Genomic DNA, 23130 nt, shown 5'->3' with positions numbered 1-23130 from the left:
CTCGGTCAACGCGACGGCGCGCCCATCACCAGATTGGGCAGAAAAGTGGAGATCGACGGCACCAGGCAGAGCAGGACGACCGCGAACGCCATCAGCAGGACGAAAGGCAGCGTGCCCCAGATCACGTCCCGCAACGGGATGTCGGGCGCGATGTTCCTGATGACGAAGATGTTGAGTCCGACCGGTGGATGGATGAGGCCCATCTCCATCACGATCGTCATCACCACGCCGAACCAGATCAGGTCGAAGCCGGCGTCCTTGAGCGGCGGCAGGATGATCGGCGCGGTCATCAGGATGATCGAGACCGGCGGCAGGAAAAAGCCGAGCACGACCACCAGCACCAGGATCGCGCCCAGCAGCACCCATCGCGACAGCTGCATCGCCACGATCGCCTGCGCCGCCGCCTGGCTGATGTGGAGATAGCTCATCACATAGGAGTAGAGCAGCGACATGCCGATGATGAGCATCAGCATGGTCGATTCCTTCAGCGTCGATTCCAGGATCGGGCCGAGATCCCGCGGGCGCCACACGCCGTAGATCGAGGCGATCAGGACCAGCGCCAGGATGCCGCCGAGGCCGGCGGTTTCCGAGGGCGTCGCATAGCCGCCATAGAGCGCGATCATGACGCCGCTGAGCAGCACGACGAAGGGCAGCACGCGCGGCAGCGCGCCGAACCGCATCGCCATGGTGAAGCGCTCATTCGACAGGATCGGATGCTGCGCCGGATCGGCCGCATAGGCGCGCTGCGCCGCGTTGTATTCGGCCTTGAACCTCAGCACCGCGTAGATCGCGAACAGCAGCACCAGCAGGAGGCCCGGTCCGATGCCGGCGAGGAAGAGGCGTCCGAGCGACTGCTCCGCCGCGACCGCGTAGAGGATCATGGTGATCGAAGGCGGCAGCAGGATGCCCAGCGTACCGCCGGCGGCGATCACGCCGGCGGCGAAGCCGCCGGAATAGCCGCGCTTGCGCATCTCGGGGACGCCGGCCGAGCCGATCGCCGAGCAGGTGGCCGGAGACGATCCGGCCATCGCGGCGAACAGCGCGCAGGCAAACACATTGGCGATGCCGAGACCGCCGGGAATGCGGCCCATCCAGACATGCAGTGCGCTGTAGAGGTCCTGTCCCGCCTTCGACTTGCCGATCGCGGCGCCCTTCAGGATGAAGAGCGGGATCGCCAGCAGCGTGATCGAGGCCATCTCCTCGTAGACGTTCTGCGTCACCGTATCGAGCGATGCGGCGGGCATGAAGTAGTACATGAAGACGACGGCGACCGCGCCGAGTGCGAGGGCGATCGGCATGCCCGAGGCCATGACGGCGAGGGTCGCACCACCATACATCAGTCCGACGGCAAGCGTGCTCATTTGCTCCTCCATGCGTCGATGCTCGCGGCGAGCTGAAGCGCGATCTGCAGCGTCATCAGGGTCATGCCCAGCGACATCATGCTGTAGGGAATCCACAGCGGCGGAGCCCAGGTCGATCCGGACACCTGGCCGTCGACCCAGGCTTCGTGGAACAGCGTCCAGGATTTCCAGGCGAAGAAGCCGCAGAACAGCAGGCTCGCCATGTCGACCACGAGCATGCGGATCGCGTTGCCGCGTTTCGACAGATAGCCGGTGAGGGCCTCGATGCCGATATGGCCGCGCCCGGCCTGCACGAACGCGGTCGACAGGAACGTGGCGCCGACCAGCAGGAACACCGCGGCCTCGTCCTGCCAATAGGTGGCCGCGTTGAAGAAGTAGCGCGCGCCCACGCTGTAGCTCAGGATCGTGCTCGCGACGATGAGCGCGATCGAGCAGAGCACGACGATTGCCCTGTTGAGCAGGGTCATCGCGCGGCTGATGCGTCCCACGGGGGAGCCGGAGCGCGCCGCGGGCACGGCGGCGGAATGGCCGAGATCGATGCCGTGCGCGCTCATGAGCCGGCCTCCATGGCAAGCTTGATCAGGCGGGCGCAGTTCTCGTTCTTGCCAGCGTAGTCCTTCCAGGCGGTGTTGCGCGCAAGCTCACGCCAGGCCTGAACCGTCTTGTCGTCGAGATCGTGCACCGTCGCGCCGGCGGCCTGGTAGACCTTGGCGACGCGGACGTCGTCCTCCACGGCCGCAGCGCGGCCGAACGCTTCGAGCTCGGTGCCGACCGAGACGATGATGTCGCGCTCCTCGCTCGAAAGCCGGTCGAACACCGCCTTCGACATCACGAGCGGCTCGAGCATGAACCAGTAGCTCTTGGCTCGCCCGGTCGTCAGATGCTTGGCGAGCTCCTCCAGGCGGAACGAGGTCAGGCTGGTGGACGAGGTGAGGGCGGCATCGCAGGCGCCGGTCTGCATCGCCGCATAGAGTTCGTTGGAGGGCAGCGACAGCACCGAGGCGCCGGCAGCCTGCACCACGAGATCCATCTCGCGCGAGCCGCCGCGAATCTTCATGCCCTTGGCATCGCCGACCTCGACCAGGGGGCGCGCACGGCTGGCGACGCCGCCGGCCTGCCAGATCCAGGTGATGATGACGAGACCCTTGGCGGCAAGGAATTTGCTGAACTCCTGGCCGATCGGCTTGTTCTTCCAGCCGAGGCCTTCGTCGTAACCGGTGACGAGGCCCGGCATCAGGCCGATGTTCAACTCGGGAAGATCGCCGCCGGCGTAGGAGATCGGGATGAGGCTCATGTCGAGCGCGCCTTTGCGCATCGCTGAGACCTGCGCGTTGGTCTTCATCAGCGACGAGCCCGGATAGATCTCGGCGGTCATCGCACCTTTGCTGCGCTCCTGGATCTGCGCCGCGAAACGCCGGCAGAGCCGGTCGCGGAAATCGCCCTCGGTTGCGGTGCCTCCAGGAAACTGGTGCGAAATCTTCAGGGCCGTGGCCGCACGCGCCTCTCCGAACCGGAGCAGCGCCGGGGCCGCGATGCCCAGGGCCAGGGCTTGGCGTCTCGAAATCCTCATTCCATACCTCCCGTCGCCAAATTGCATTTTTTATTCCTGATCTTGCATACAATTACCATATGAACTGCATGCTGTATGTTTTGTCAAGGGTATGGTATGGAACTGTGAGATCGGATGTATACAATGAGCCAGGCCTTCAGACTGAAGCAGTCGATCGAAGACGCTGTGATTGCAGGGGAATTTCAGCCCGGCGATCGCTTGGACGAAGCCTCGCTGGCGGAGCGATTCGGCGTGTCGCGGACACCCATCCGGGAAGCGCTGCTGCAGCTCGGGGCCGAAGGCTTCATCGATGTTCGCCCGCGACGCGGCGCCATTGTCAGCGTCCCGTCACCAACCCGGCTGTTCGAGATGTTCGAGACCATGGCCGAGATCGAAAGCGCCTGCGGACGGCTGGCCGCACGGCGGCTGACGCCGGACAATGATGCGGCGATGGAAGCTGCGCACCGGGCCTGCGAGACGGCCGCGCGGAACGGCGACAGCGAGCAGTACTACGCCGACAACCGCAACTTCCACGAAGCGATCTACCGCGCCAGCCGCAACAGCTTCCTGGCCGATCAGGCTTTCGCCTTGCACAAGCGCTTGAGTGCCTATCGCCGCATCCAGCTTCGGGCGCGCAACCGGCTGCTGCAATCGCTGCAGGAGCATGCCGGCATTCTGGAAGCGATCCGTGCCGGCGACGAGCAACTGGCCGCAACCCGCCTCCACGACCACGTCCTGGTGCAAGGCGAACGGTTCTCGGACATGGTCCTTGGCCTTTCACCCGGCGGCCAATCTCCTGCCGAAAGCAGGAGGCAGACGGCGAAATAGACGTGGCCGCCAGCATCTGGTCTGGGACGCAGACCGGCTGCCGTGCGGCGCGCCAGTTAGATGGCCCGCAGCCCTTCCTTGGGCATCTCCCGGATCAGCGCATCGATATCGTTCTGCTCGAGCGTCTCCTTCTCCAAGAGCTTCTTCGCGGCGCGGTCCAGGATCGGCCGGCGCGTGTTCAGGATGCCCTGGGTGCGTTGGAAGACCTGATCGAGGATGGCCTTCACCTCGCGATCGACCGCGGCTGCAGTCTCTTCCGCATAGTCGCGCTCGCGCGCCGGATAGGGGCGGTCGGCGCCGGCAAGGAAGTTGCCGGGATCGCGCTCGTAGGCGACGCCGCCCAATCTCTCGGACATGCCGTAGCGCGTCACCATGCTGCGGGCGATGTCGGTCACGCGGCGCAGATCGTCGGCCGCACCCGTGGACAAATGACCGAACACGATCAGCTCCGCGGCGCGGCCGCCGAGCAGCACCGCCATCTTGTTCTCCAGCTCCTCCTTGGTCATCAGGAAGCGGTCTTCGATCGGTCGCTGAATGGTGTAACCGAGCGCGCCGACCCCGCGCGGGATGATCGAGACCTTGTGCACGGGATCGGTCCCCGGCAACGAGAGGGCGACGAGGGCGTGGCCCATCTCGTGATAGGCGACGATCTCGCGTTCCCTGGTGTTGAGCAGGCGGTTGCGCTTTTCGAGGCCCGCGACCATGCGCTCGACCGCATTGTTGAAGTCAATCATGCTGACCGCGTCGGCCCCGCGACGTGTCGCCAGAAGCGCCGCTTCATTGACGAGATTGGCGAGGTCCGCGCCCGTGAAACCCGGGGTGAGCGCTGCAACGGCGTCTGCATCGACGCCATCCGCCAGCCGCACCTTCTTCATGTGCACCTTCAGGATCTCGATGCGGCCCTTCTTGTCGGGCCGGTCGACCAGCACCTGCCGGTCGAAGCGGCCGGCGCGGAGCAGGGCGGGATCGAGGATTTCGGGCCGGTTGGTGGCGGCGAGGATGACGAGCCCCGACCGCGAATCGAAGCCGTCGAGTTCGACGAGCAGCTGGTTGAGCGTCTGCTCCTTCTCATCGTGGCCGCCCGCGAAAGCGCCGATGCCGCGGGCGCGGCCGAGCGCGTCGAGCTCGTCGATGAAGATGATGGCCGGAGCCTTTTCATGGGCCTGCTTGAACAGGTCCCGCACCCGCGCGGCGCCGACGCCGACGAACATCTCGACGAACTCCGAACCCGAGATCGAGAAGAACGGCACTCTGGCCTCGCCGGCAACGGCCTTCGCCAGCAGGGTTTTGCCTGTGCCCGGGGGGCCGACCAGCAGCACGCCTTTCGGCATGCGGCCGCCGAGTCGGCCGTAGTCGGTCGGGTTCTTCAGGAAATCGACGACCTCGCGAAGCTCGTCCTTGGCCTCATCCACTCCGGCGACGTCGGCAAAGGTGACCCCGGTGTTGGATTCGACATACACCTTGGCCTTGCTCTTGCCGATGGCCATCAGCCCACCGCCGATCCCGCCGCCTTCCGCCATGCGGCGGCCGATGTACCACCAGACCCCGAAGAACAGCAGCACGGGCATGACCCACGACAAAAGGTCACGCAGAAACGTGCTCTCGATCTGGCCGGTGAATCGGACGTTGTATTTCTCCAGCTCCTGCGCAACGTCCTGATCGACGCGCGTGGTGACGAATTGTTTTTGGCCGCCGGGCAGCGGCTCCTTCAGTGTGCCCTGCAGGGTGCGGTCGGAAATGCCGACGGCATCGACTTTCCCCTGGCGCAGCAATTGCTGGTATTCACTGTAGGGGATCACGGCGGTCTGGTGCGCCGTGGAGATCAGATACTGGATCAAGAAGACCGCGAAGATCGCGGCCACAGCATATCCAAGATTGAAACGGATATTCTTGTTCATGCGAGAGCCAGATCCGATCGTGTTGCGGCCGCGCCGCGTCGAGGCGCATTTTTGCGCGCTCGGGCCCGGTACGCGGCCGGACCTGCATCGTTATCGACAAAACTTCTCCTGCTGCCTTCAGTTCCGGATACGCCAGTGCGCTTGGGGTGAGAGGCGCAGGCCGGGCCCTTGCTCAGCCGCCGCAGCCGGTGTGTCGCAGCGGCAACAGCCGGTGCTTTTCCGCGGGTTGTAACCGGGTTGGCGCTCGCGCGCCCTTGCGAAGGGCGTCCCGGTTCCAACATAGGCACGGACCACGCGCCGGCGGGCGGTGCGGTGGCGAGACGGCTACCGGCAGCGAGTGAGCAATCATGCGCGTGTTCGTTCGAATCGCGATCCTTCTATCTGCCATCTGGTGTCTAGCCGACCCGAACGCAGCTTGCGCACACGCCATCATCGTGTCGTCCTCGCCGGCGGCCGGTGCGACCGTATCGGGCGATGCGGTCGCGATCAGCCTGCATTTCAACAGCCGGATCGATCGCGCCCGTTCCAAGCTGACGCTGCTGGCTCCGAACGGCGCCGCGCAGGCGCTGACGCCCGCGGCCGATGCGCCGGCCGACGAGCTCAAGGCCGAGGCGGCGCGGCTTTCCAGTGGCGCATGGCACCTGCGCTGGCAGGTGCTGAGCGTCGACGGACACATCACGCGCGGCGACATTCCGTTCATCGTTCACTGACCTCACCTTGTACCTGTTTCTCGACATCTTCGGCTATCTGTCGGTCGTCCTGCGCGGCCTGATCCTGATCGCCCAATCCTTCGCACTCGGCGGTCTCGCCTTTCAGATGCTTTTGTGGGGGCCGTTGCAGCCGCAGCTCTCCGTGTTCGGCCTCTCGATCGAGGAGAAATGCCTGACGGTGCTGAAGGCCAGCGCCTTCGCGTGGGCGATCCTCACCGTCGCCTCGCTCGGCCTCAATACCGCCGCGCTGGTCGGAACGCTCCAGGTGCCCTGGAGCGAAGCTGTCACCGCCGATTTCGGCCGGGCGGACTTCGTCATCGCGATATGTGCATTCGGCCTTGCCGTACTGGCGAATGGTCGCGCGCAGGCCCTGCGATCCGCTGCGCTCCTCGCGCTTGCGCTGCTCGCGCTCGCGATGCAGACCAGGCTGACCCACGCGGCGAGCCGGCCGGTCGTCAGCTGGCCGCTGCTCCTGTCCGATGCCGGACACATGCTGGGCGCCGCGACATGGATCGGCGGGCTTCCCTATTTCCTGATCGCGCTGAACGGCTGCAAGTCGCCTTCCGACTGGCGTCTCATCGCACGGCGCTACTCGCTGATGTCCATGGCCGCAGTCGCGGCGATCGTCGGCGGCGGTCTCGTCATGGCCTTCGATTACATCGGCTCAATCGAGGCGATCTACGGCACCGCCTATGGCGTCATGACCCTCGCCAAGGTCGGGTTGCTGCTGATGCTGCTCGCGCTTGGCGCGGGCAATTATTTCCTGGTCGAGCGGCTGCGGCGCGACGCCGCAACGCCCATCCTCCGCCTCAAGCGCTTCGCCGAGGTCGAGGTCGGCATCGGTCTCACCGTTCTGCTCGCCGCTGCGTCGCTGACGTCATTGCCGCCCGGCGTCGATCTTTCGCGCGATCGCCTGAACTGGCAGGAGATCGTCGAGCGCGCTACGCCGCAATGGCCGCCGCGCCTGACCAGCCCGGACTACGACAAGCTGACCATCGCGCAGCTCCAGGCCAGGATCAGCGTGTCCGATGCCGGGCGCAGCAGCGCGCCATCCGCCTACGTTCCCGGCGAAGGCACGATCCTGCCGCGCAACGCCGAGGACATCGCCTGGTCCGAGTACAATCATCACTGGGCCGGCGTCTTCGTGGTGTTGATCGGGCTGCTCGCCTTGATCGAGCATTTTCGCTGGGGCCGCTGGGCGAGGCACTGGCCGCTGCTGTTTCTCGCGATGGCCGCCTTCCTGTTCCTCCGCGCCGACGAGCAGGCCTGGCCGCTCGGGCCGGCCGGTTTCTTCGAGTCGCTTCGTGATCCCGAGGTGGCGCAGCATCGGATCTTCGTGCTGCTGATCGCCGCGTTCGGCCTGTTCGAATGGCGCGTGCGGCTGCGCGGCGACAAGGCCGGACGCGCAGCGCTGGTGTTTCCCCTGACGACCGCGCTCGGTGGTGCGCTGCTGCTCACGCATTCCCATGCCATCGCCAACATCAAGGACCAGCTGCTGATCGAGATGAGCCACACACCGCTGGCGCTGTGCGGCATCGCTGCCGGCTGGGCGCGCTGGCTCGAATTGCGTCTCGACGGTCGCGTCCGCGAGGTCGCGGCGTGGATCTGGCCAGTCGCCTTCGTCCTGGTCGGGCTCGTCCTGCTGGACTACCGCGAAGCCTGAGCGCCCGCTGCCATCTTGCCGTGGCAACCATTCCCTGTAATCTGATCAAAACACCGGGGAAGAGGCCGATGGGAGGAGTTTTGGAGGGCGTGCGCGTGCTCGATTTCGGGCGCTACATCGCCGGGCCCTATTGCGCGACCTTGCTGGCGGAGTTCGGGGCCGACGTCATCCGAGTCGAGAAGCGCGACGGCAGCGAGGATCGTTTCGTGGCGCCGGTGGGCGAAGGCGGCGAGGGCGCACTGTTTCTCCAAGTCAATCGCAACAAGAAGTGCATCACGCTCGATCCGATGAAGGCGGAAGGCCAGGGGGTGATGCGCCGCCTGATCGCGACCGCGGACGTCGTGGTTGCCAATCTGCCGCCGCAGACCCTGCGCGCGATGAAGCTCGATTACGAGTCGTTGAAGGCGATCAAGCCGGACATCATCCTGACTACGGCGACTGCGTTCGGCGGGCCGGGCCCCTGGTCTGACCGCGTCGGCTTCGACGGCGTCGGGCAGGCGATGTCGGGCTCGGTCTACATGACGGGCGCGGGCGATCCGCCGTATCGGGCCGCGGTGAACTGGGTCGATTTCGGCACGGCGCTGCATTGCGCGTTCGGCACGCTCGCCGCGCTGATCGAGCGCGGCAAATCCGGACGCGGGCAGATCGTCGAGGGCGCGCTGCTCGCAACCGCGCTGTCCTTCACCAATGCCAGCCTGATCGAGCAGGCGGTGATCAACGTCAATCGCGTTCCGACCGGCAATCTCGGCCAGACCGCAGCGCCGGCCGACATCTACCGCACGAAGGACGGCTGGGTGCTCTGCCAGGTCACCGGCCATCCGCTGTTCAAGCGCTGGGCGAGGCTGATCGGCGAGGAGGAGCTTTGGCTGAACGATCCGCGCTTTGCCGACGACATCAGCCGCGGAAACAACGGCCGCATCATCAGCGAGCGGATGGCGCGCTGGTGCGCCGAGCGCACCACGCAGGAAGCCGTCGACGCGCTGGGCCAAGCGATGATTCCGACCGGTCCCGTCCTCAGCCCGCAACAGGCGCTGGATCATCCGCACATCCGCGCCGCCGGTTTCATGCAGGACGTCGATTATCCGGGCCTGCCGAAACAGGCGCCGGTCGCCCGCGCCGCGGTGCGGCTGTCGGAAACGCCGGGCAACATCGCAACGCGTCCGCCGACACTCGGCGAGCACACCGATCTCATCCTCGCCGAGCTCGGCTATGACGAGGCGGCGATCGCGGCGCTTCGGCGAGGCGGCATTATCTAGCTATCAGGGTGCAAGCTCTGGGATGGCGGGCGCTCAAAGCGAGCTGCCGCCGCAGATGACCAGCTGCTGTCCGGTGATGGCGGCGGCTTCGGCCGAGAGCAGGAAGGCGACTGCGCCGGCCACTTCCTCGGGGCGGATGTAACGGCCGAGTGGCGGCAGTCTTGGTGCAACATCAGCGCGCGAGGGATTCTCCAACATCGGCGTCTCGGTCGCAGCCGGCGCAACCACGTTGACCGTGACGCCACGCGGTGCAAGCTCCATTGCCCAGGACCGGGCCAGCGCGATCAGCGCCGCCTTCGTCGCGGCATATTGCCCGCGTCCGGGCGCACCCGATGCGGTTCGGCTGCCGATGAAGACATGCGCCCGCCCTGTGGAAGGCGCGGTGCCAGGGCGTCGGCGAGACGCTCGGCAACGTCGACATGCAGCCGCCACATCGCCGCTCCCGCCTCGTGATCGAGCGACCCGAGCTGACCGACCCTCAGCATCCCGGCGGCATGAACCAGTGCGGTCGGCGCGATGCCCGCGACGGTGTCCGCGATGGCCCTGACGTCGGCAAGGTCGAGCGACACATGATCGAAGGCCGGATGCTCCAACAGACCGGGCCGCCGGCTGATCCCGGTGACGCGCCAGCCGTCGCGCAGCAGCCGCTCGACGATCGCAGCGCCAATCCCCGAACTGGCGCCGGTGACGAGAGCGTGAGGCCGCATGTGCATCATCTCAGTCCCGGGCGCCGCGCGTTCACCCATGGTTCGGTCACACGCACATATTTGATGGCGCGGCGGTGGAAGGTGAACGCCATGTGGAGCGCGCCGTCGGCGGTCTGCTTGATGGACGGATAGGACAGCTCGCGATTGCTTTGCTCGCGCGAATTGTTGGTCATGCAATAGCCATCGCCGGTCTCGACGTTGCGCCTGGTCCAGCTCCGTCCACCGTCGGCCGAGACCGCCAGCGTCATCGGTGCCCGCGGCGCACCCCAGAAGGCGGTGCGTCCGTTCGCCGTGCTGCCGTCGGCGGCGAGGACCGGTGGCAGATTATCTTCGATTTCGTCATAGAGCGAGAGCCGACGCCCGGTTGCGTCATTGGCGCTCGAGTCGTTGAACACGAGTGCGAGATGGCCGTTCACGAGACGCGTAAACTGGATAGACGAGTTGTTGTTGGGAAGCGCGGTCGCAACCGGCGCCGACCAGCTGCTGCCGTGGTCGACGGACCTGCTCTGATAGATGTTGTCGGCCCAGCGGCTGCGATACAGCGCGAGCAGCGAGCCGTCGTCGAGGCGCGCGACGCACATATGCACGCAGCCCCGGCTGCCGGGGACGTCGACGTCCCGCCAGGTCGCGCCGGCATCCGACGAGATCTTCACCGCGCTGGTGTCCTCGTCGCCGTTCCATTTCCGGCCCGGTGTGCTGTGGCAATAGAACACGGGCAGTAGCCAGTCGCCATTGTCGAGCACGACGACCGGCTGGCGGATGAAGGTGCCGCGGCCGCGCTGCTCCGGGAACAGCGTCTCGATCGAGCCCCAACTCTTGCCATTGTCACGCGAGAGGCGGCGGCGGATCAGCGCGGTGTCCTGGTTTCCGGCGAGCTGAGCCGTCCACATCAGCCACAGCGTGCCGTCGGGAGCGGGAAACAGCACCGGGTTCTGCTCCGAACGTCCGGTGTCATCGGAGAGCTTTTCGGCAGGCGACCACTGTGTCGCGCCGCGGGATAGGCGTGAAAAATAGATGGAGATATCCGACATACCCTCCTGCGTGCCGCCGAACCAGACGCAAGCCAGATCGCCGCCCGCGAGCGGCATGAGATTGGCGGCGTGGTTCTGGACGCAAGGCGAGGGGATGAAGGCGTCGAACCGTTCGGGATCACCGGCCACCGCGCGGACGACGCCATCGGCGACGATCTCCATGTCGGCGATCATGTCGAGGTCCTTTCCATCAGGGCATTTCGTTGCGCCGCCCGCGCGCTGGGCGAGCGGCCCAGCACCAGGTGCTCGATTGCCATCACGATCAATGGCGTCGCGGCGGCGACGTACATGTTGTCGATGCCGAACGGGTTGCCCAGCAGGTACCAGACCGTGGTCGACACCGCCGCGCCGATCAGCCCGGCCGTGGCGCCGCGGTTGCTGGCAAACAGCGGCAGATAGAAGCCCATCATCGCCACCATCGTGATCGACAGGCGCAGCGCGCGCGTGAAGAACGACAGCTTGAGGATCTCCGGAACGAAGAAGACGAAGACCAGCGGCACGATGCCGATCAGCACCGAGAACACGCGGGTCATCTTCAGCTCGCGCTCCGGCGTCGGCTTCCAGTATGGAACGTAGAAGTCGCGCACCACGAGCGAGGCGATCGCGAGCGCCACCGTGCAGACGCTGACGAAGATCGAGGCGACGAGCGAGGTGGTCACGAAGGCCGAGGCCAGCGGCGGCATCTTCTCGAGGAACACCGGCAGGGCGTAGAGGCTGTTCATGTCGGGATAGAGGAATTTCGCGGCGACACCGACCAGCGCGAGCAGGATGCCGAGCGGCAGGCAGAACGCGGCAGCATAGAAGGTCGCCTTGCGTGCGTCGTCGGCGCTCGGCGTCGAGGAGATCGCCTGGACGATGAACTGCGTCGAGAAGATCGCGCCGACCGTGCCGAAGGTCCAGGCAAAGATGGTCGCAAAGCCGATCTTGCCGTCCCAGCTGAAATAGTAGGCGGGCAGCTTGGCCTGCATCGGCGCAATCCCGCCGGTCAGCGACATCGCCACCGCAAAAATGATGAGGATGCCGACGACCTTGATGGCGCTGTGCAGGATCGTCACCCAGGCGACGCCCTTCAAGCCGCCGAACACGTAGTAGAAGGTGCTGACGAATGCGATGATGCACATCGCGACGGGCAGGCTGACATGGAGCGCGGTGGCGATCGCGGCTGCCCCGCTGACGTAGTTGCCGACGTTCACCAGCAGCAGGGCGTAGATCATGATCACCGATACCGTGAGCATGGTCGACTTGCCGTATTTCTGCGCGATCGCGGCCGAGATGGTGTATTCGCCGGAATTGTAGAGCTTCTTCACCATCAACAGCCCGAACAGCAAGAAGCCGATCGAGGCGCCGAGCACGGCCCAGCCTGCCGCGATGCCCGATTGGAAGGCCTCCTGCGCCGTGCCGACGGTCGACTTGGCCCCTACGAATTCGCTCATCATCAGCACGCCGACGACGACGGCCGGCATTGCGCGCGCGCCCGTCATGAACTGATCGCTGGTTCGGCTGCGCAGTTTCAGCGTGAGCCAGGACGTGAAGGCGATATAGGCGACGATCATCGTGACGATGAGCGTGCTCTCGCCGTTGAGGATGGCTTGCATCGTTGACGTTTCCTCTGGTGACGCGGACGCGGTGTTGTGAGCCCGCTGTATCCGACTGGATCGGTGTTCGGAATGCGAACAATTGTTCTTTGTCCCCATTAGACCTTCCCGGACAACATGCGTCAAGCGCGCTGAGGCGGGGCCGCCCGGCAGGCGTGCGATCAGCGGGATTCCGTTTGCTTGGTCCAAGGGAAGGCCGGGTTGCGTGGCGAGCCGGCGTCCGCCTGCTACAGCAATTGCTTCAACGCCTCTGCATCGGCCGGCGCTGCGCTCTTCTGGTCGTTGTCGAAATAGACGTAGACGTCGCAGCCCTGCCGCTTCCACGACTTGATGCGCTTCGCCCATTGCGTCAGCATGGCCTTGGTGTAGTGCCCGTGATAACGCCCGCTCGGCCCGTGTCCGCGCACATAGACGAAATCCGCGGTGCGCTTCCACGGCGCCGGCGCATCGTGATGATCGGACAGGCACAGCGAGATATTCTCGTCGGCCAGCATCCGCAGGATGCGCGGCTGATACCAGCTCGGATGACGGAATTCGAAGCTGTAGCGCCGCTTCCGTGACAACAGCTTGAAGAAGGACGCGAGCCGGTCCGCATTCGCCTCGAACTGCGGCGGCAGCTGGAACAGGATCGGGCCGGCCTTACCGCCGAGCCGCGAGATGCGGTCCTCCAGCAGCTCGAGGCTGTTGACCGAGCGGTCCGACAGGCGCTTCCAGTGCGTGATGAATTTCGACGCCTTCCAGGCGAACACGAAATCGGGGCCGGTCTGCTCGCGCCATCCCTTCACCGCTTCCGGCGTCGGCGTGCGGTAGAACACGCCGTTCAGCTCGGTGGTGTCGAACTGCCCGGAGTAGTAGCGCAGCTGCTGCTTCAGCGTCACGCCCTCGGGAAAGAACGGGCCTCGCCACGAGGCATAGTGCCAGCCGGAGGTTCCGATCAGAACGCGCGCCATCGCTCACGTGCCATCCGTTGCCATTTGCCGGAGGGAACGTCCGTGCGGCCGATACGTTGCTCTGGGCATCAACGCAGGACAGGAACCGATGTACGCGCTGTTCGAAGGCAACAAGCAGATCGGCAATCCCTTTCCGACCGAGAAGGAGGTGTGGGAAGCCGCCTTGATCGAGGGCCTCGTGACCGACGTCCCCGTCGCGGACGAGGAGGGCGGCCACCTGTTGCCCGCCGGCTATCATGTCGAGCGGGTGGACGAGGTTTGCGAGCCGCGGCCGGATTGGAAGCTGCCACACGAGATCTCGTGAGCTAGTTCGAGGCCAGCGCCGTCTTGGCGACCTCAGCCATCCAACCGGAGGCCACCGGCAGGATCGCGTCGTTGAAATCGTAGCGCGGGCCGTGCAGCTCGGCGCCCTCGCGTAACTCGCCATTGCCGATCCAGACGAATGCGCCCGGCCGCTGCTGCAGGAAGTGGGCAAAGTCCTCACCGGCCATGCTGGGCGCAAGGTCGCGCCGCACGGGCGCCTGCACCTTTTCCGCGGCGATACGCGCGAGCTCCGCTTCGGCCGGCGTGTTGATCACGACGCCGACGCCCATGACGATCTCGGGCGTGACCTTGACGCCAAAGCCGGTCGCAATCCCCGCGCAGGTGCGTTCGATGCCATCGAGGATGGTGCCCTTGACCGCCTCGCGGTGGTACCGCAGCGTGCCGCGGATGGTGACGCGTCCGGCGATCTGGTTCGGCGCGGTGCCGCCTTCGATGGTGCAGAGCGACAGCACGGCAGTGTCGAGCGGATCGACGCCGCGCGAGGTGACCGATTGCAGCGCCACGATCAAATGGCCAGCGGCCACCACCGGATCGCGCGTCAGATGCGGCATGCCGGCGTGGCCGGCATGGCCCTCGATGGTGATGGTGATGCGCCCGCCGGAGGCCATGACGACACCGTCATGGACCGCGATGGTGCCGGCGGCAAGGCCCGGCCAGTTGTGGAAGCCGAATATCCGCTCCATTGGAAAGCGGTCGAACAGCCCCGCCGCGACCATCGCGCGCGAGCCGCCGAATCCTTCTTCGGCCGGCTGAAAGATGAAATCGACCGTGCCGCTCCAGTCGGCGTCGGCGGCGAGCAGTGCTGCTGCGCCGAGCAGCGAGGCGGTATGGCCGTCATGGCCGCACGCATGCATCACGCCCGATGTCTTTGAAGCGTAGGCCAGGCCGGTGTCCTCGGTGATCGGCAGCGCATCCATGTCGGCGCGCAGGCCCACCCGGCTGCGGGCGTGCCCGCGCGTCAAGGTCGCGACGATGCCGTGCCCGCCGATGTTGGCTTCAAAGGGGATGCCGAGCTCGGCGAGCCTGTCCTGCACGAAGGCGGCTGTGGCTTTTTCCTGGAGCGACAATTCGGGGTGGGCATGCAGGTGCCGGCGCCACGCGGTCAGTTTCTGGTGGAGTTCGGGGGACAAGGTGGGTGTCTCTCGCAAGTTGTCTGCCGCCACCTTAGCGGATTATCGGGCCTACGCATCCCACGCAGGGGTATGGCTCGCGTGCAGCCGCATCGTCATGGCCGGGCTTGACCCGGCCATCCACGTCTTGCTTCGCAGCTGAAAAGAACGTGGATGCTCGGGACAAGCCCGGCATGACGGGTGCCCTAAGGCGCCAGCTTCGCAAGGCCCTTCCAGTCAAAGCCGATGCCGTGCCCCGGCCGATCAGGCGCCAGCGCCAGCCCGTCCTTCAGCACCAGCGGATGCTCGATATATTTGTCCAACCCGAACCCGTGCGCCTCCAGATAGGAGCGGTTCGGGCAGGCCGCGAGCAGGTGCACGGTGATGTCGTGCGCGCCGTGGCTGGTGACCGGCAGGTTGAACGCTTCCGCCAGCCGCGCGATCTTCATGAAGGCAGTGACGCCGCCGCAATTGGTGACGTCGGGCTCGGGATAGGACACCGCGCCACCGGCGATGTAATTCTTGAACTCCCACACCGAGCGCAGATTCTCGCCCGCCGCGATCGGCACGCCGCCGGCCTGCATGATGCGCGCGTGCCCGGCGACGTCGTCGGGAATGATCGGCTCCTCCAGCCAGGTCAGGTCATAGGGAACGAAGGCACGCGCGGCCCGGATCGCCTCCTCGACCGTCCATTTCATGTTGGCGTCCGCCATCAGCGGAAAGCCGTCGCCGAGATGCTGTCGCATCGCGGAGACACGCGCGATGTCGGACTTGAGATCGGGCCGGCCCACCTTCATCTTGATGGCGCGAAATCCCTTGGCGAGGTTGTCGTCGGTCTGCTCGAGCAGCGCATCGACGGAGAGATCGAGGTCGATGCCGCCGGCATAACACGGCACGCGCGCGTCAAAACCGCCGAGCAGGCGGAACAGCGGCAGCTTGGCGCGGCGCGCCTTCAAATCCCACAGCGCGATGTCGAGCGCGGAGAGCGCCAGCACCACCGGCCCGCCGCGGCCGCCATAATGCAGCGTCCACCAGACGTGATTCCAGATCGCTTCGGTGTCGTCGGCCTCGCGCCCTTCGATCAGTGCAGGGATCTCGCGCGCGAGAATGTCGGCAACAGAACCGCCATTGCGGCCGACGGTGTAAGTGTAGCCGACACCCTCGGCGCCATCGGCATCACGGATGCGGCAGGTGATCAGCTCGAACGCGGCGATCTCGCCATGGGTGGAGTCGGAGAGCGTAATAGGGAGAGGGATCCGGTAGAGTCCGGTCTCGGTCGTCGCGATGCGCGCCATGGTTCCTTCCTGTTTTTTTCTTGCAGGCTAGGACGATGCGCACCGCTCGGCAAGCGCGCATCGCGCAAGGCACCTCACCGCATGGTCGCCAGCTGCAGCGCCAGCGCGCAGGCGCGGTCGTATTCGTCGAGATTGATCCATTCGTCGATCGTGTGCGCTTCATTCTGCCCCGCGCCGAAGGTCACGGTCGGAATACCGTGACGGACCATCCAGTTGGCGTCCAGCCCGCCATTGGCCGCGCGCACGTTCGGAGTTCCGCCCACGGCCGTTACCGCCTCGATCGCGCGTTTGACCACCGGCAGGCTCTCCTTCATCCGGAAGGGATAATAGTCGGTCTCGGCCTTGAACTTGACCTTGCCGGACTTGCCTTGCGCGTTGGTGACCTTCTTGGCCGCCTTCTCGAAGGCGGCCTTGTAGGCCTTGGTGATCTCCTTGAAGAATTTTCCGTCATGGCTGCGGCATTCACCGCGCACATGCACGTAGTCCGTGACGACGTTGGTGGCATCGCCCGCGGGGCGGCCCTCGCCGCCGGTGACGGGGCCGACATTGCTGGTGCCTTGCTTCTTGCCCTTCACCACCTTGCCGAACCAGCCGCCGGCCTTCACGTCGGCCAGCGCTAGCGCCATGATCATGGTCGCGGAGATGCCGCGCTCGGGCGAGACGCCGGCATGCGAGGCGCGCCCGAAGATCTCCACGGTCCAGCGATCTGCGCCGACGGCGCCGATGACGACGTTGGACGCCGAGCCGCCGTCATAGTTGAAGGCCATCGCCGGCGCGCCAAGCTCATCGAGCTTGACGTGCCGCGCGCCGTAGAGCCCGCTCTCCTCGCGCACGCAGAACAACAGCGTGATCGGCGGATGATCGAGCTTCTGCCGTGAGAGCTCGGCGGCCAGCGTCACCAGCACGCCGCAGCCGCAGCGATTGTCGCCGCCGAGCGCGGTCTTGGCCTCGTTGACGATCTTGCGCCCCGACAGTTTCGGCCTGGCGCCGGCGCACAGTGGCACGGTGTCCATGTGGGTCATGAACATGATGCGGGGCTGGTTGTGCAGCACGCCGCGGCCGGGCAGATCGACGATGAGATTGCCGGTCTCGGTCGGCACCGGAATGCGCGTGTTGGCATCGTCGAGCCGGATCGCCTTCGCCGGCACGCCGGCCTCCTTCAGCGCGGCCGTAAGCTCGCGCCCGATCGCAGCCTCCTGTCCCGTCACGCCCTCGATGGCGAGAAAGCGCATGAGGCGATCGGTGGCGGCTTTGTGGTCGACAGGCATGGACTGGAATTCCCTTGATGCAGGCAGCGGCGCGGGGGCGAACGGTTAGGCGGGCTAAAGCTCTTCGCTCTATCCATCCATCCTACGAATTCGCGCTCGTGTAAGTCAAAAAGATCAGCACGCCGAGCGCCAGCGCCGCCGCCATGAACAGTAGCACCGCCGGCAGCCCCGCAAGCGCGGCCACCGCGCCGGTGACCGACTGCATCAGCGCAGTGCCGAGAAAGAAGGCGAGATTGAGAGCCGCGAGTGCTTTCCCTGCGACCTGCGCGTCGACGAGTTGCCTGGACATGCCGAACAGCAGCGGCTGCGCGGAGGTGAAGAGCCCGATCAGCACGAACAGTGCCAGATCGTAGTACGGCGGCATGACGGTCACGCCGAACAGCCATGCAACGGCAAGGTGCGGGGCTCCCAACGCCATCAGTGCGAGCAGCAGTGCCGCGACAGCGTGCGTGCCGACGACCAGTTCGCGACGGCGGCCGAGCCTGCGGTCGACCATGCCGATGCACAGGGGGCCGGCGATCATCGCCAGCGTGAACGCGCCGAGCTGGTTGCCGGCTTCGACCCGCGTCAGTCCCTTGACCTGCATCAGCCATGGCCCGCCCCACAGGCCGCGCAGCACCAGCGAGCTCGCCAGCGACACCAGCGCCAGCGCGATGAGGCCTCGCAGCGGCCGCGACAGGCCGAGCCTGACAACCTCGATCATCTGCGCCAGCGGCGAGGAGTCGTCCTTGTGCTCGGCCGGCTGGTTCGGCACCAGCGCGAACACCGCGAGTGCAACGAGGATGCCGCCGAGCGCCGAGATCCAGAACCCCGCGCGCCAGCCATAATGGTCGATCACGAAGGCGAGCGGACTCGACGACAGCAGCATGCCGATATTGCCGATCGAGAGAATGGCGCCGGACCACAATCCGAACCGCGCGGCGGACAATTGCTTGGCTGCGAGCGTCATCGGGCACATCAGCATGCCCGAGGTGGCTATGCCGAGCAGCAGCTGCCCGACGGCGAAGCTTTCCGGTCCCGTCGCAAACCCGGACGCCACCGCGCCAAACACGGTTCCTGCCAGCAGGCTCAGCGACACCGGCCGCACGCCGAACCGGTCCATCGCCGCGCCAACCGGGATCTGGGCCGCCGCAAAGGCGAAATGATAGATCGAGGTGAGGCTCGCCAGCGCCTGCGGCTCCATGTGGAAATCCGCCGCCATCAGGTCGAGGCTGACGGCCGGAATGGTGCGCAGCAAGGTCGAGAGCATGTGGCCGCAGGCGAGCGCGAGCAGCGCAAAGATCAGCGCGCGGGTGGCGATGCCCGCGTCGTTGGCGGCAGTGGTCATGAGCGTCCCGTCCCTAGAAGGTTTCTGTACGGCGTACATGATCACGGATCGGGCGCCAATGGCGGCAGCGGGAACCCCCTCATTCCGGAATGTGGCTTCTCCGGATACCGCGAACGACCAACGGCAAGCAGCCGCAATCAGCCTGCACTGCCGATGCCCGCGGGCCTCACCGACGACGCGCCGACAGACTCATTCAGGCCTCTGCCGGTTGTGAACCAGGATGGCCGTCAGGACGTTATGTTCGGGAAAGCGTGGCACCCTGCCAGGCAGGAAGCGCTGTGATCCGCAGTGGCGGCGGCAATGTCTTCGTCCGAGAGTTCTAGTCAGACGCACAGTGACGCGGGCCGTCGAGCGCGGAGAAGGAGCAATTCCTTACTGCTGGTTCTTGCGATTGGATTCCTTGTTTTTGGCGCCGCAACGGGTGCGCTCTACTATGCATTGCGACCCTACAGCCTCAAGATCGCGGTTGGGCCGCCGGGCAGCGATGATTACAAAGTCATTCAGGCGATGGCCGACGTCTTCGGCGGTGAAAGCCGCACTGTCAGGCTGTCGCCGATCAAAACCGAAGGGGCGGTCGAGTCCCTCGCCCTGCTTGGGGCTGGCAAGGCAGACCTTGCGATCGGCCGGGCCGATCTGGAAATGCCCGCCGAGGCGCAGACCGTCGCCGTCTTGCGCAAGAACTTCGTTGTGCTGTGGGCGCCGGCTGGACCTGCAAGCAAGAATCCAAAAACAAAGCGCGCGCCGAGAATCAAGGAGGTTGCCGATCTCACAGCGCGCCATGTCGGCATCATCGGGCGGACCCCGGCGAATGCCGCGTTGCTGCGGGTCATCCTGAGCGCCTCCGGGGCGGAGGCGGACAAGGTTGCGGTGACCCACTTTGGCACGGACCAGATCGAGGAGCTGGCGCGCGATCCGAGCCTCGATGCCTTCATGGCGGTCGGGCCGCTCGATAGCAGGATCACGTCGGATGCTGTCGCTGCGACAGCGCGCACAAGAGGCGAGCCGAAGTTTCTCGCCGTCGAGACATCGGAGGCAATCGCCCTGAAGCATCCCCGGTATGAATCCGAGGAAATACCGCCCGGCGTCTTCGATCCAGCTTGGCCGGATGACAAGGTTGAGACGGTCAGCGTCAGCCATCTCATCGTAGCAAGAAAGAGCCTGTCCGAAACGACCGTTGCTGCCTTCTTCCGGCAGCTTTTTACCGTGCGTCAGGCCATCGCGAGGCATGTACCTGGCGCCGCCCACATCATCAAGCCAGACCTCGAGAAGGACACCGAGCTGCCGGTCCATCGGGGAGCGGCAGCCGTCATCGACGGCAACGAACGCACCTTTCTCGACCGCTATGGCGATTATTTCTGGTTCGGCCTGCTGCTCCTGTCCGGAATCGGCTCGGCAGTCGCGTGGTTGCGTCGCTATTTGAACCGCGACGAACGAGAGGACAACACCAGCCATCGCAAGAGAATCCTGGCCATGGTTTCCAGCGCGCGCACGGCGGAATCCAACCAGGAACTTGTTGCACTCCAGCGTGAGGCCGACGCAATCATCCGCGAGACACTCGAGTGCTACGATGACGGGGCTGTCGAAGAAGAGGAGCTCGCGGCATTCGGGCTGGTGCTCGAGCTGTTGAGCAGCGCCATCGCGGAGAGGCGGGCGGCATTACAACGTGTCAGCTTCGAAACCGTTCGCGGCGCGGTAGCCGGCCAGGGCGTGACGCCACGCGGATGAGGACGCCATCTGAACCTGCCGTAGCTGGCCCCGCGTGCTCTGCCGTGCCTCGTCAAGTGCGAGACCTGACATTTGGGGCACCGTTGGCTTGTCGGCAGTGATCCTCGGCTCGGGGAGCTGAGTGCTAGCTCCGCTCGAACGTATCGACATTCGTTGTCACGGCGCGCCACCAGTTCACTGGCTTCAGCCTTGCCGGCTCGCCTTCCCTGGACGCGCTCAAGGCCTGGTCTGCAATCACGAACCAGGCAGTCTCTATTTTTCCGTGACGCAGCAGTCCGGTGTAGGAGACGGCGCGGTCCCCCGTCACGGACGAGCCCACCGCGACGAAGGCAATGCAATTGCCTCTGTGAAACCCGGTGACGGGCACCGCCTGCCCGAAAAAGCCGCTGTCATCGAGTGCGGTCTCGAAATTCCCCTCGATGCGGCCGTTCGCGTCGTCCGTGATGCGCAAGATCGAGCCGAATTGATTTCGCCAATTGCCGACCCAGGCGATGTCGCTTGCCATGCCGGTTCTCCTACGCTCGGTCATTCGGCACGACGCGCAGTTTGCGCAGCCGATGCAATTCCGTTGCAGCGTCCTTCATCAGGCCATCGGCCGTCTCGCGTTCATGGCCGACGATGACGCCTGACGCGAAAGCCTGAGCACGGCGGTGCGCAGGTGGCGCGGTCAGCGCAGCCTCGGTTGCCAGTTCGCGGTGGGCCATGAAGTCGTTGAGCGATCCCAGGGCGGATTGAATTTGCTTCAGCCGGTCGGACAGGTCTGCGAGCTCCTTCTGGTCGGTATCGCTGTAAAGGCTTTCGAAGAAATCGACGGCATAGCGAATCTTCTTGATCTTGATCCGTAGCTTGTGGCGCTGCATCGGATCGAGATCGTTCAGGTGCTTGCCCTCCTTGCGCGCCTTCCGGATACGCCGATCGAGCACCTGCGCGGCATAAGCGGCGATCGAGCGGTCATCCTTGACGCGAGACCGTCCAGCCTCGATCCATTCGATCACGTCGATGAGCAGGCGGCGATAACGTGCCGACGCAACCGCATCGCGGGCACGCCTGAATGCCGCCTGCCGCTCGCCGGAGAACTTCACGCGGAGCGCGCGAGCGCCGCGTCGCGGAACGTCCTTCTCGGTGATCGGCTCGATGCTCTCCGTCAGAAACACGTCGATCTCGCGCGCCGGCGCCAGTTCGCCCGTGAGCCATTTCAGCTCGGCCTTGATCCGCGCAGTGCTCGCCCGAGGCAGGATGTCGGAGAACAGCGAGATCGCCGCCCGCAAGCGGCGCAGGCCGACCCGCATCTGATGAACACCTTCGACGTCCATGTCACGCACCGGATCGGCGTTGGCCGTGATCTGACGCAGCGTCGAATGTGCGATGACGCGGAACGCATCCCGCGGCGGGAGTTCCGGCTTCAGCTCGATCGGCTCGGCGTGTTGCGCACCGCCGCCGTTGCCTGCGACCAGCTGGAAGCCTCGCTCGCATTTCGAGCGAAGATCGAGCTCGGCCCCCGTGCTGCGTTCGAGCTTGCGCGCCAGTCGGAACAGATCTGCAGCGCGTCCGGACTTCAATTCCAGCTCCAGCTCGGACACAGGTCGCGACCTCCGCCCGGCGCTGATCCGGCCTTGATCGACGGCAAGCTCGATCTCGCTGTTCCGGACCCGTTTCGCTCGCGCCTTGCGATGAATGTTGGTCTGGAACACCGGCTTCAGCTTGCGAGGGAGTTTGCCGGTCGCGAGCTGTCGCAGAGGCGTCTTCCTGGTCTTCTTCAGGTCAGGGCTTGCACCGGAGATCTCGCGCTCCCATTCGCCGCGCGTCACTCCGCCCGTGCCGCCCGCCTTCACGGTTTGCACGTAGCGCCCTTCGACCTTCCGGACCCGCAGCGTCAAGCCATGGCGCCTGAGCTTGTGCTTGTTCGTATCGAAGTAGGTCGACACGAGCGTCTGCCCGGCCTGGTCGCGGCGGTGCCCGTTCAAACCGTTGTTGCGCAAGACCGATGACAATTGTCGCGGCGCAATCCGGAATTTTAGTTCCGTCTCTGCGTTCATGTGGGAGCTCTTTCCGCTGCCGAAGCAAAGCGGCGCAAGGGCGGTAAGTTCCCCTCTTATGCGAGCATTTCAATCCAGCAGTGCCAGAGCTTGCAGGTCATTGAGACTTCACGGAACCGGGTGCGCGCATGGTCGATTGGAGCCGCGATCTTGCAGCCTCGATCGGTGACCGGGCGCGGAGCTGTTTGGCAATTCGCGGGCGCCGCGCCGAGGCGCCTGCCCATGGATCATCCTGGCGCGCAGGTCGCGCCACCACCTACTTCAGCTCATCCAGAACCTTCCATGCGTCCTCCAGCAAAGCCTGCACCTGGTGTCGCTCGGCACTACCATCCTCTGTGAACATTCCGTGTCTGAGCGCATTCCGGTTTCCCTTCGGCGCGCCCGATCTCCGCGCGCCGCCGTGCATGCGGCAGCGTGCCTTGCCTTGCATCGCCGGCGCGCGGCAGGCGGTGCCGTGGCGTGTCCGCGCGCCGCAGCGCGGGCTCGACTGCATTGCAT

At 65.5% G+C, this 23130-nt stretch carries 20 protein-coding genes and 1 pseudogene; 6 read left to right on the top strand and 15 right to left on the bottom strand.

Features of this window, described 5'->3' with window-relative positions; translation table 11 throughout:
* Positions 1-5: 5 nt before the first annotated feature.
* The 3 genes from P6U27_RS25405 to dctP are packed head-to-tail and all read right to left on the bottom strand — an operon-like array spanning position 6 to position 2931.
* The gene (locus P6U27_RS25405; RefSeq protein WP_407192770.1) at positions 6-1361 is read right to left on the bottom strand and encodes a TRAP transporter large permease; all 1356 of its coding nucleotides are present in this window, start codon (positions 1359-1361) and stop codon (positions 6-8) included.
* Positions 1358-1915 (bottom strand): TRAP transporter small permease, encoded by a 558-nt coding sequence (locus P6U27_RS25400; RefSeq protein WP_129144793.1) that lies wholly within the window; start codon positions 1913-1915, stop codon positions 1358-1360. Before P6U27_RS25400 ends, P6U27_RS25405 begins: the two co-directional genes overlap by 4 nt.
* Positions 1912-2931, bottom strand: a complete 1020-nt coding sequence (dctP, locus tag P6U27_RS25395; protein ID WP_407192769.1) for a TRAP transporter substrate-binding protein DctP — start codon at positions 2929-2931, stop codon at positions 1912-1914. Before dctP ends, P6U27_RS25400 begins: the two co-directional genes overlap by 4 nt.
* 123 nt (positions 2932-3054) lie before the next feature.
* Here dctP and P6U27_RS25390 point away from each other — a divergent pair, with 123 nt between their 5' ends.
* Positions 3055-3738, top strand: a complete 684-nt coding sequence (locus P6U27_RS25390; RefSeq protein WP_122404449.1) for a GntR family transcriptional regulator — start codon at positions 3055-3057, stop codon at positions 3736-3738.
* A gap of 56 nt (positions 3739-3794) precedes the next feature.
* Here the strand turns inward: P6U27_RS25390 and ftsH are convergent, their stop codons facing one another.
* Positions 3795-5636, bottom strand: a complete 1842-nt coding sequence (gene ftsH, locus P6U27_RS25385) for an ATP-dependent zinc metalloprotease FtsH (RefSeq protein ID WP_129144795.1) — start codon at positions 5634-5636, stop codon at positions 3795-3797.
* Between the two features lie 347 nt (positions 5637-5983).
* On the opposite strand from ftsH, the gene P6U27_RS25380 reads away from it, so the two are divergent.
* From P6U27_RS25380 to P6U27_RS25370, 3 genes are all read left to right on the top strand, one after another.
* Positions 5984-6346, top strand: a complete 363-nt coding sequence (locus tag P6U27_RS25380) for a copper resistance CopC family protein (protein WP_122404447.1) — start codon at positions 5984-5986, stop codon at positions 6344-6346.
* A 7-nt stretch (positions 6347-6353) separates the two neighbouring features.
* A complete protein-coding gene (locus tag P6U27_RS25375; protein ID WP_129144796.1) occupies positions 6354-8009 on the top strand; it encodes a copper resistance D family protein in 1656 nt (551 codons plus the stop codon).
* 68 nt (positions 8010-8077) lie between these two features.
* Positions 8078-9265, top strand: coding sequence for a CaiB/BaiF CoA-transferase family protein (locus P6U27_RS25370; RefSeq protein ID WP_129144797.1), 1188 nt, complete (start codon positions 8078-8080; stop codon positions 9263-9265).
* 33 nt (positions 9266-9298) lie between these two features.
* Here P6U27_RS25370 and P6U27_RS25365 read toward each other — a convergent pair.
* The 4 genes and pseudogenes from P6U27_RS25365 to P6U27_RS25350 form a co-directional block, all read right to left on the bottom strand.
* Positions 9299-9981, bottom strand: a pseudogene (locus P6U27_RS25365) (SDR family NAD(P)-dependent oxidoreductase).
* Positions 9978-11177 (bottom strand): exo-alpha-sialidase, encoded by a 1200-nt coding sequence (locus P6U27_RS25360; RefSeq protein WP_407192768.1) that lies wholly within the window; start codon positions 11175-11177, stop codon positions 9978-9980. Before P6U27_RS25360 ends, P6U27_RS25365 begins: the two are co-directional and overlap by 4 nt.
* Positions 11174-12598: a sodium:solute symporter family protein gene (locus P6U27_RS25355; RefSeq protein WP_122404443.1), complete on the bottom strand. Its 1425-nt coding sequence runs from the start codon at positions 12596-12598 to the stop codon at positions 11174-11176. Before P6U27_RS25355 ends, P6U27_RS25360 begins: the two co-directional genes overlap by 4 nt.
* Positions 12599-12825: 227 nt before the next feature.
* Complete coding sequence (locus tag P6U27_RS25350) at positions 12826-13548, bottom strand: DUF72 domain-containing protein (RefSeq protein WP_407192767.1); 723 nt, start codon at positions 13546-13548, stop codon at positions 12826-12828.
* A gap of 88 nt (positions 13549-13636) precedes the next feature.
* Between P6U27_RS25350 and P6U27_RS25345 the strand changes: the two genes are divergently transcribed.
* Positions 13637-13852: a hypothetical protein gene (locus P6U27_RS25345; protein ID WP_122404441.1), complete on the top strand. Its 216-nt coding sequence runs from the start codon at positions 13637-13639 to the stop codon at positions 13850-13852.
* Between the two features lies 1 nt (position 13853).
* Here P6U27_RS25345 and P6U27_RS25340 read toward each other — a convergent pair whose 3' ends face one another.
* The 4 genes from P6U27_RS25340 to P6U27_RS25325 all read right to left on the bottom strand — a co-directional run bounded on the left by P6U27_RS25340 (position 13854) and on the right by P6U27_RS25325 (position 18871).
* A complete protein-coding gene (locus P6U27_RS25340) occupies positions 13854-15002 on the bottom strand; it encodes an amidohydrolase (RefSeq protein WP_129144801.1) in 1149 nt (382 codons plus the stop codon).
* 185 nt (positions 15003-15187) lie between these two features.
* The gene (locus tag P6U27_RS25335; RefSeq protein WP_407192766.1) at positions 15188-16276 is read right to left on the bottom strand and encodes a mandelate racemase/muconate lactonizing enzyme family protein; all 1089 of its coding nucleotides are present in this window, start codon (positions 16274-16276) and stop codon (positions 15188-15190) included.
* 74 nt (positions 16277-16350) lie between these two features.
* The gene (locus tag P6U27_RS25330; protein WP_407192765.1) at positions 16351-17544 is read right to left on the bottom strand and encodes a M20/M25/M40 family metallo-hydrolase; all 1194 of its coding nucleotides are present in this window, start codon (positions 17542-17544) and stop codon (positions 16351-16353) included.
* Positions 17545-17626: 82 nt separating this feature from the next.
* Complete coding sequence (locus tag P6U27_RS25325) at positions 17627-18871, bottom strand: MFS transporter (protein WP_164937068.1); 1245 nt, start codon at positions 18869-18871, stop codon at positions 17627-17629.
* Positions 18872-19171: 300 nt separating this feature from the next.
* Here P6U27_RS25325 and P6U27_RS25320 point away from each other — a divergent pair, with 300 nt between their 5' ends.
* Entirely contained in the window at positions 19172-20596 is a 1425-nt protein-coding gene (locus tag P6U27_RS25320; RefSeq protein WP_122404436.1) for a TAXI family TRAP transporter solute-binding subunit, read from the top strand.
* Between the two features lie 124 nt (positions 20597-20720).
* Here the strand turns inward: P6U27_RS25320 and P6U27_RS25315 are convergent, their stop codons facing one another.
* The 3 genes from P6U27_RS25315 to P6U27_RS25305 form a co-directional block, all read right to left on the bottom strand.
* Positions 20721-21101, bottom strand: coding sequence for an avidin/streptavidin family protein (locus P6U27_RS25315; protein WP_245162671.1), 381 nt, complete (start codon positions 21099-21101; stop codon positions 20721-20723).
* A gap of 10 nt (positions 21102-21111) precedes the next feature.
* The gene (locus P6U27_RS25310) at positions 21112-22632 is read right to left on the bottom strand and encodes a CHAD domain-containing protein (RefSeq protein ID WP_407192764.1); all 1521 of its coding nucleotides are present in this window, start codon (positions 22630-22632) and stop codon (positions 21112-21114) included.
* A 256-nt stretch (positions 22633-22888) separates the two neighbouring features.
* Positions 22889-23125, bottom strand: coding sequence for an HGGxSTG domain-containing protein (locus tag P6U27_RS25305; protein ID WP_407194481.1), 237 nt, complete (start codon positions 23123-23125; stop codon positions 22889-22891).
* Positions 23126-23130 lie beyond the last annotated feature (5 nt).

This window comes from Bradyrhizobium sp. STM 3566 (assembly GCF_045571445.1).
In the GTDB taxonomy this organism is placed as follows: Bacteria; Pseudomonadota; Alphaproteobacteria; order Rhizobiales; family Xanthobacteraceae; genus Bradyrhizobium; species Bradyrhizobium vignae.
This window is presented reverse-complemented; position numbering and strand designations above follow the sequence as displayed.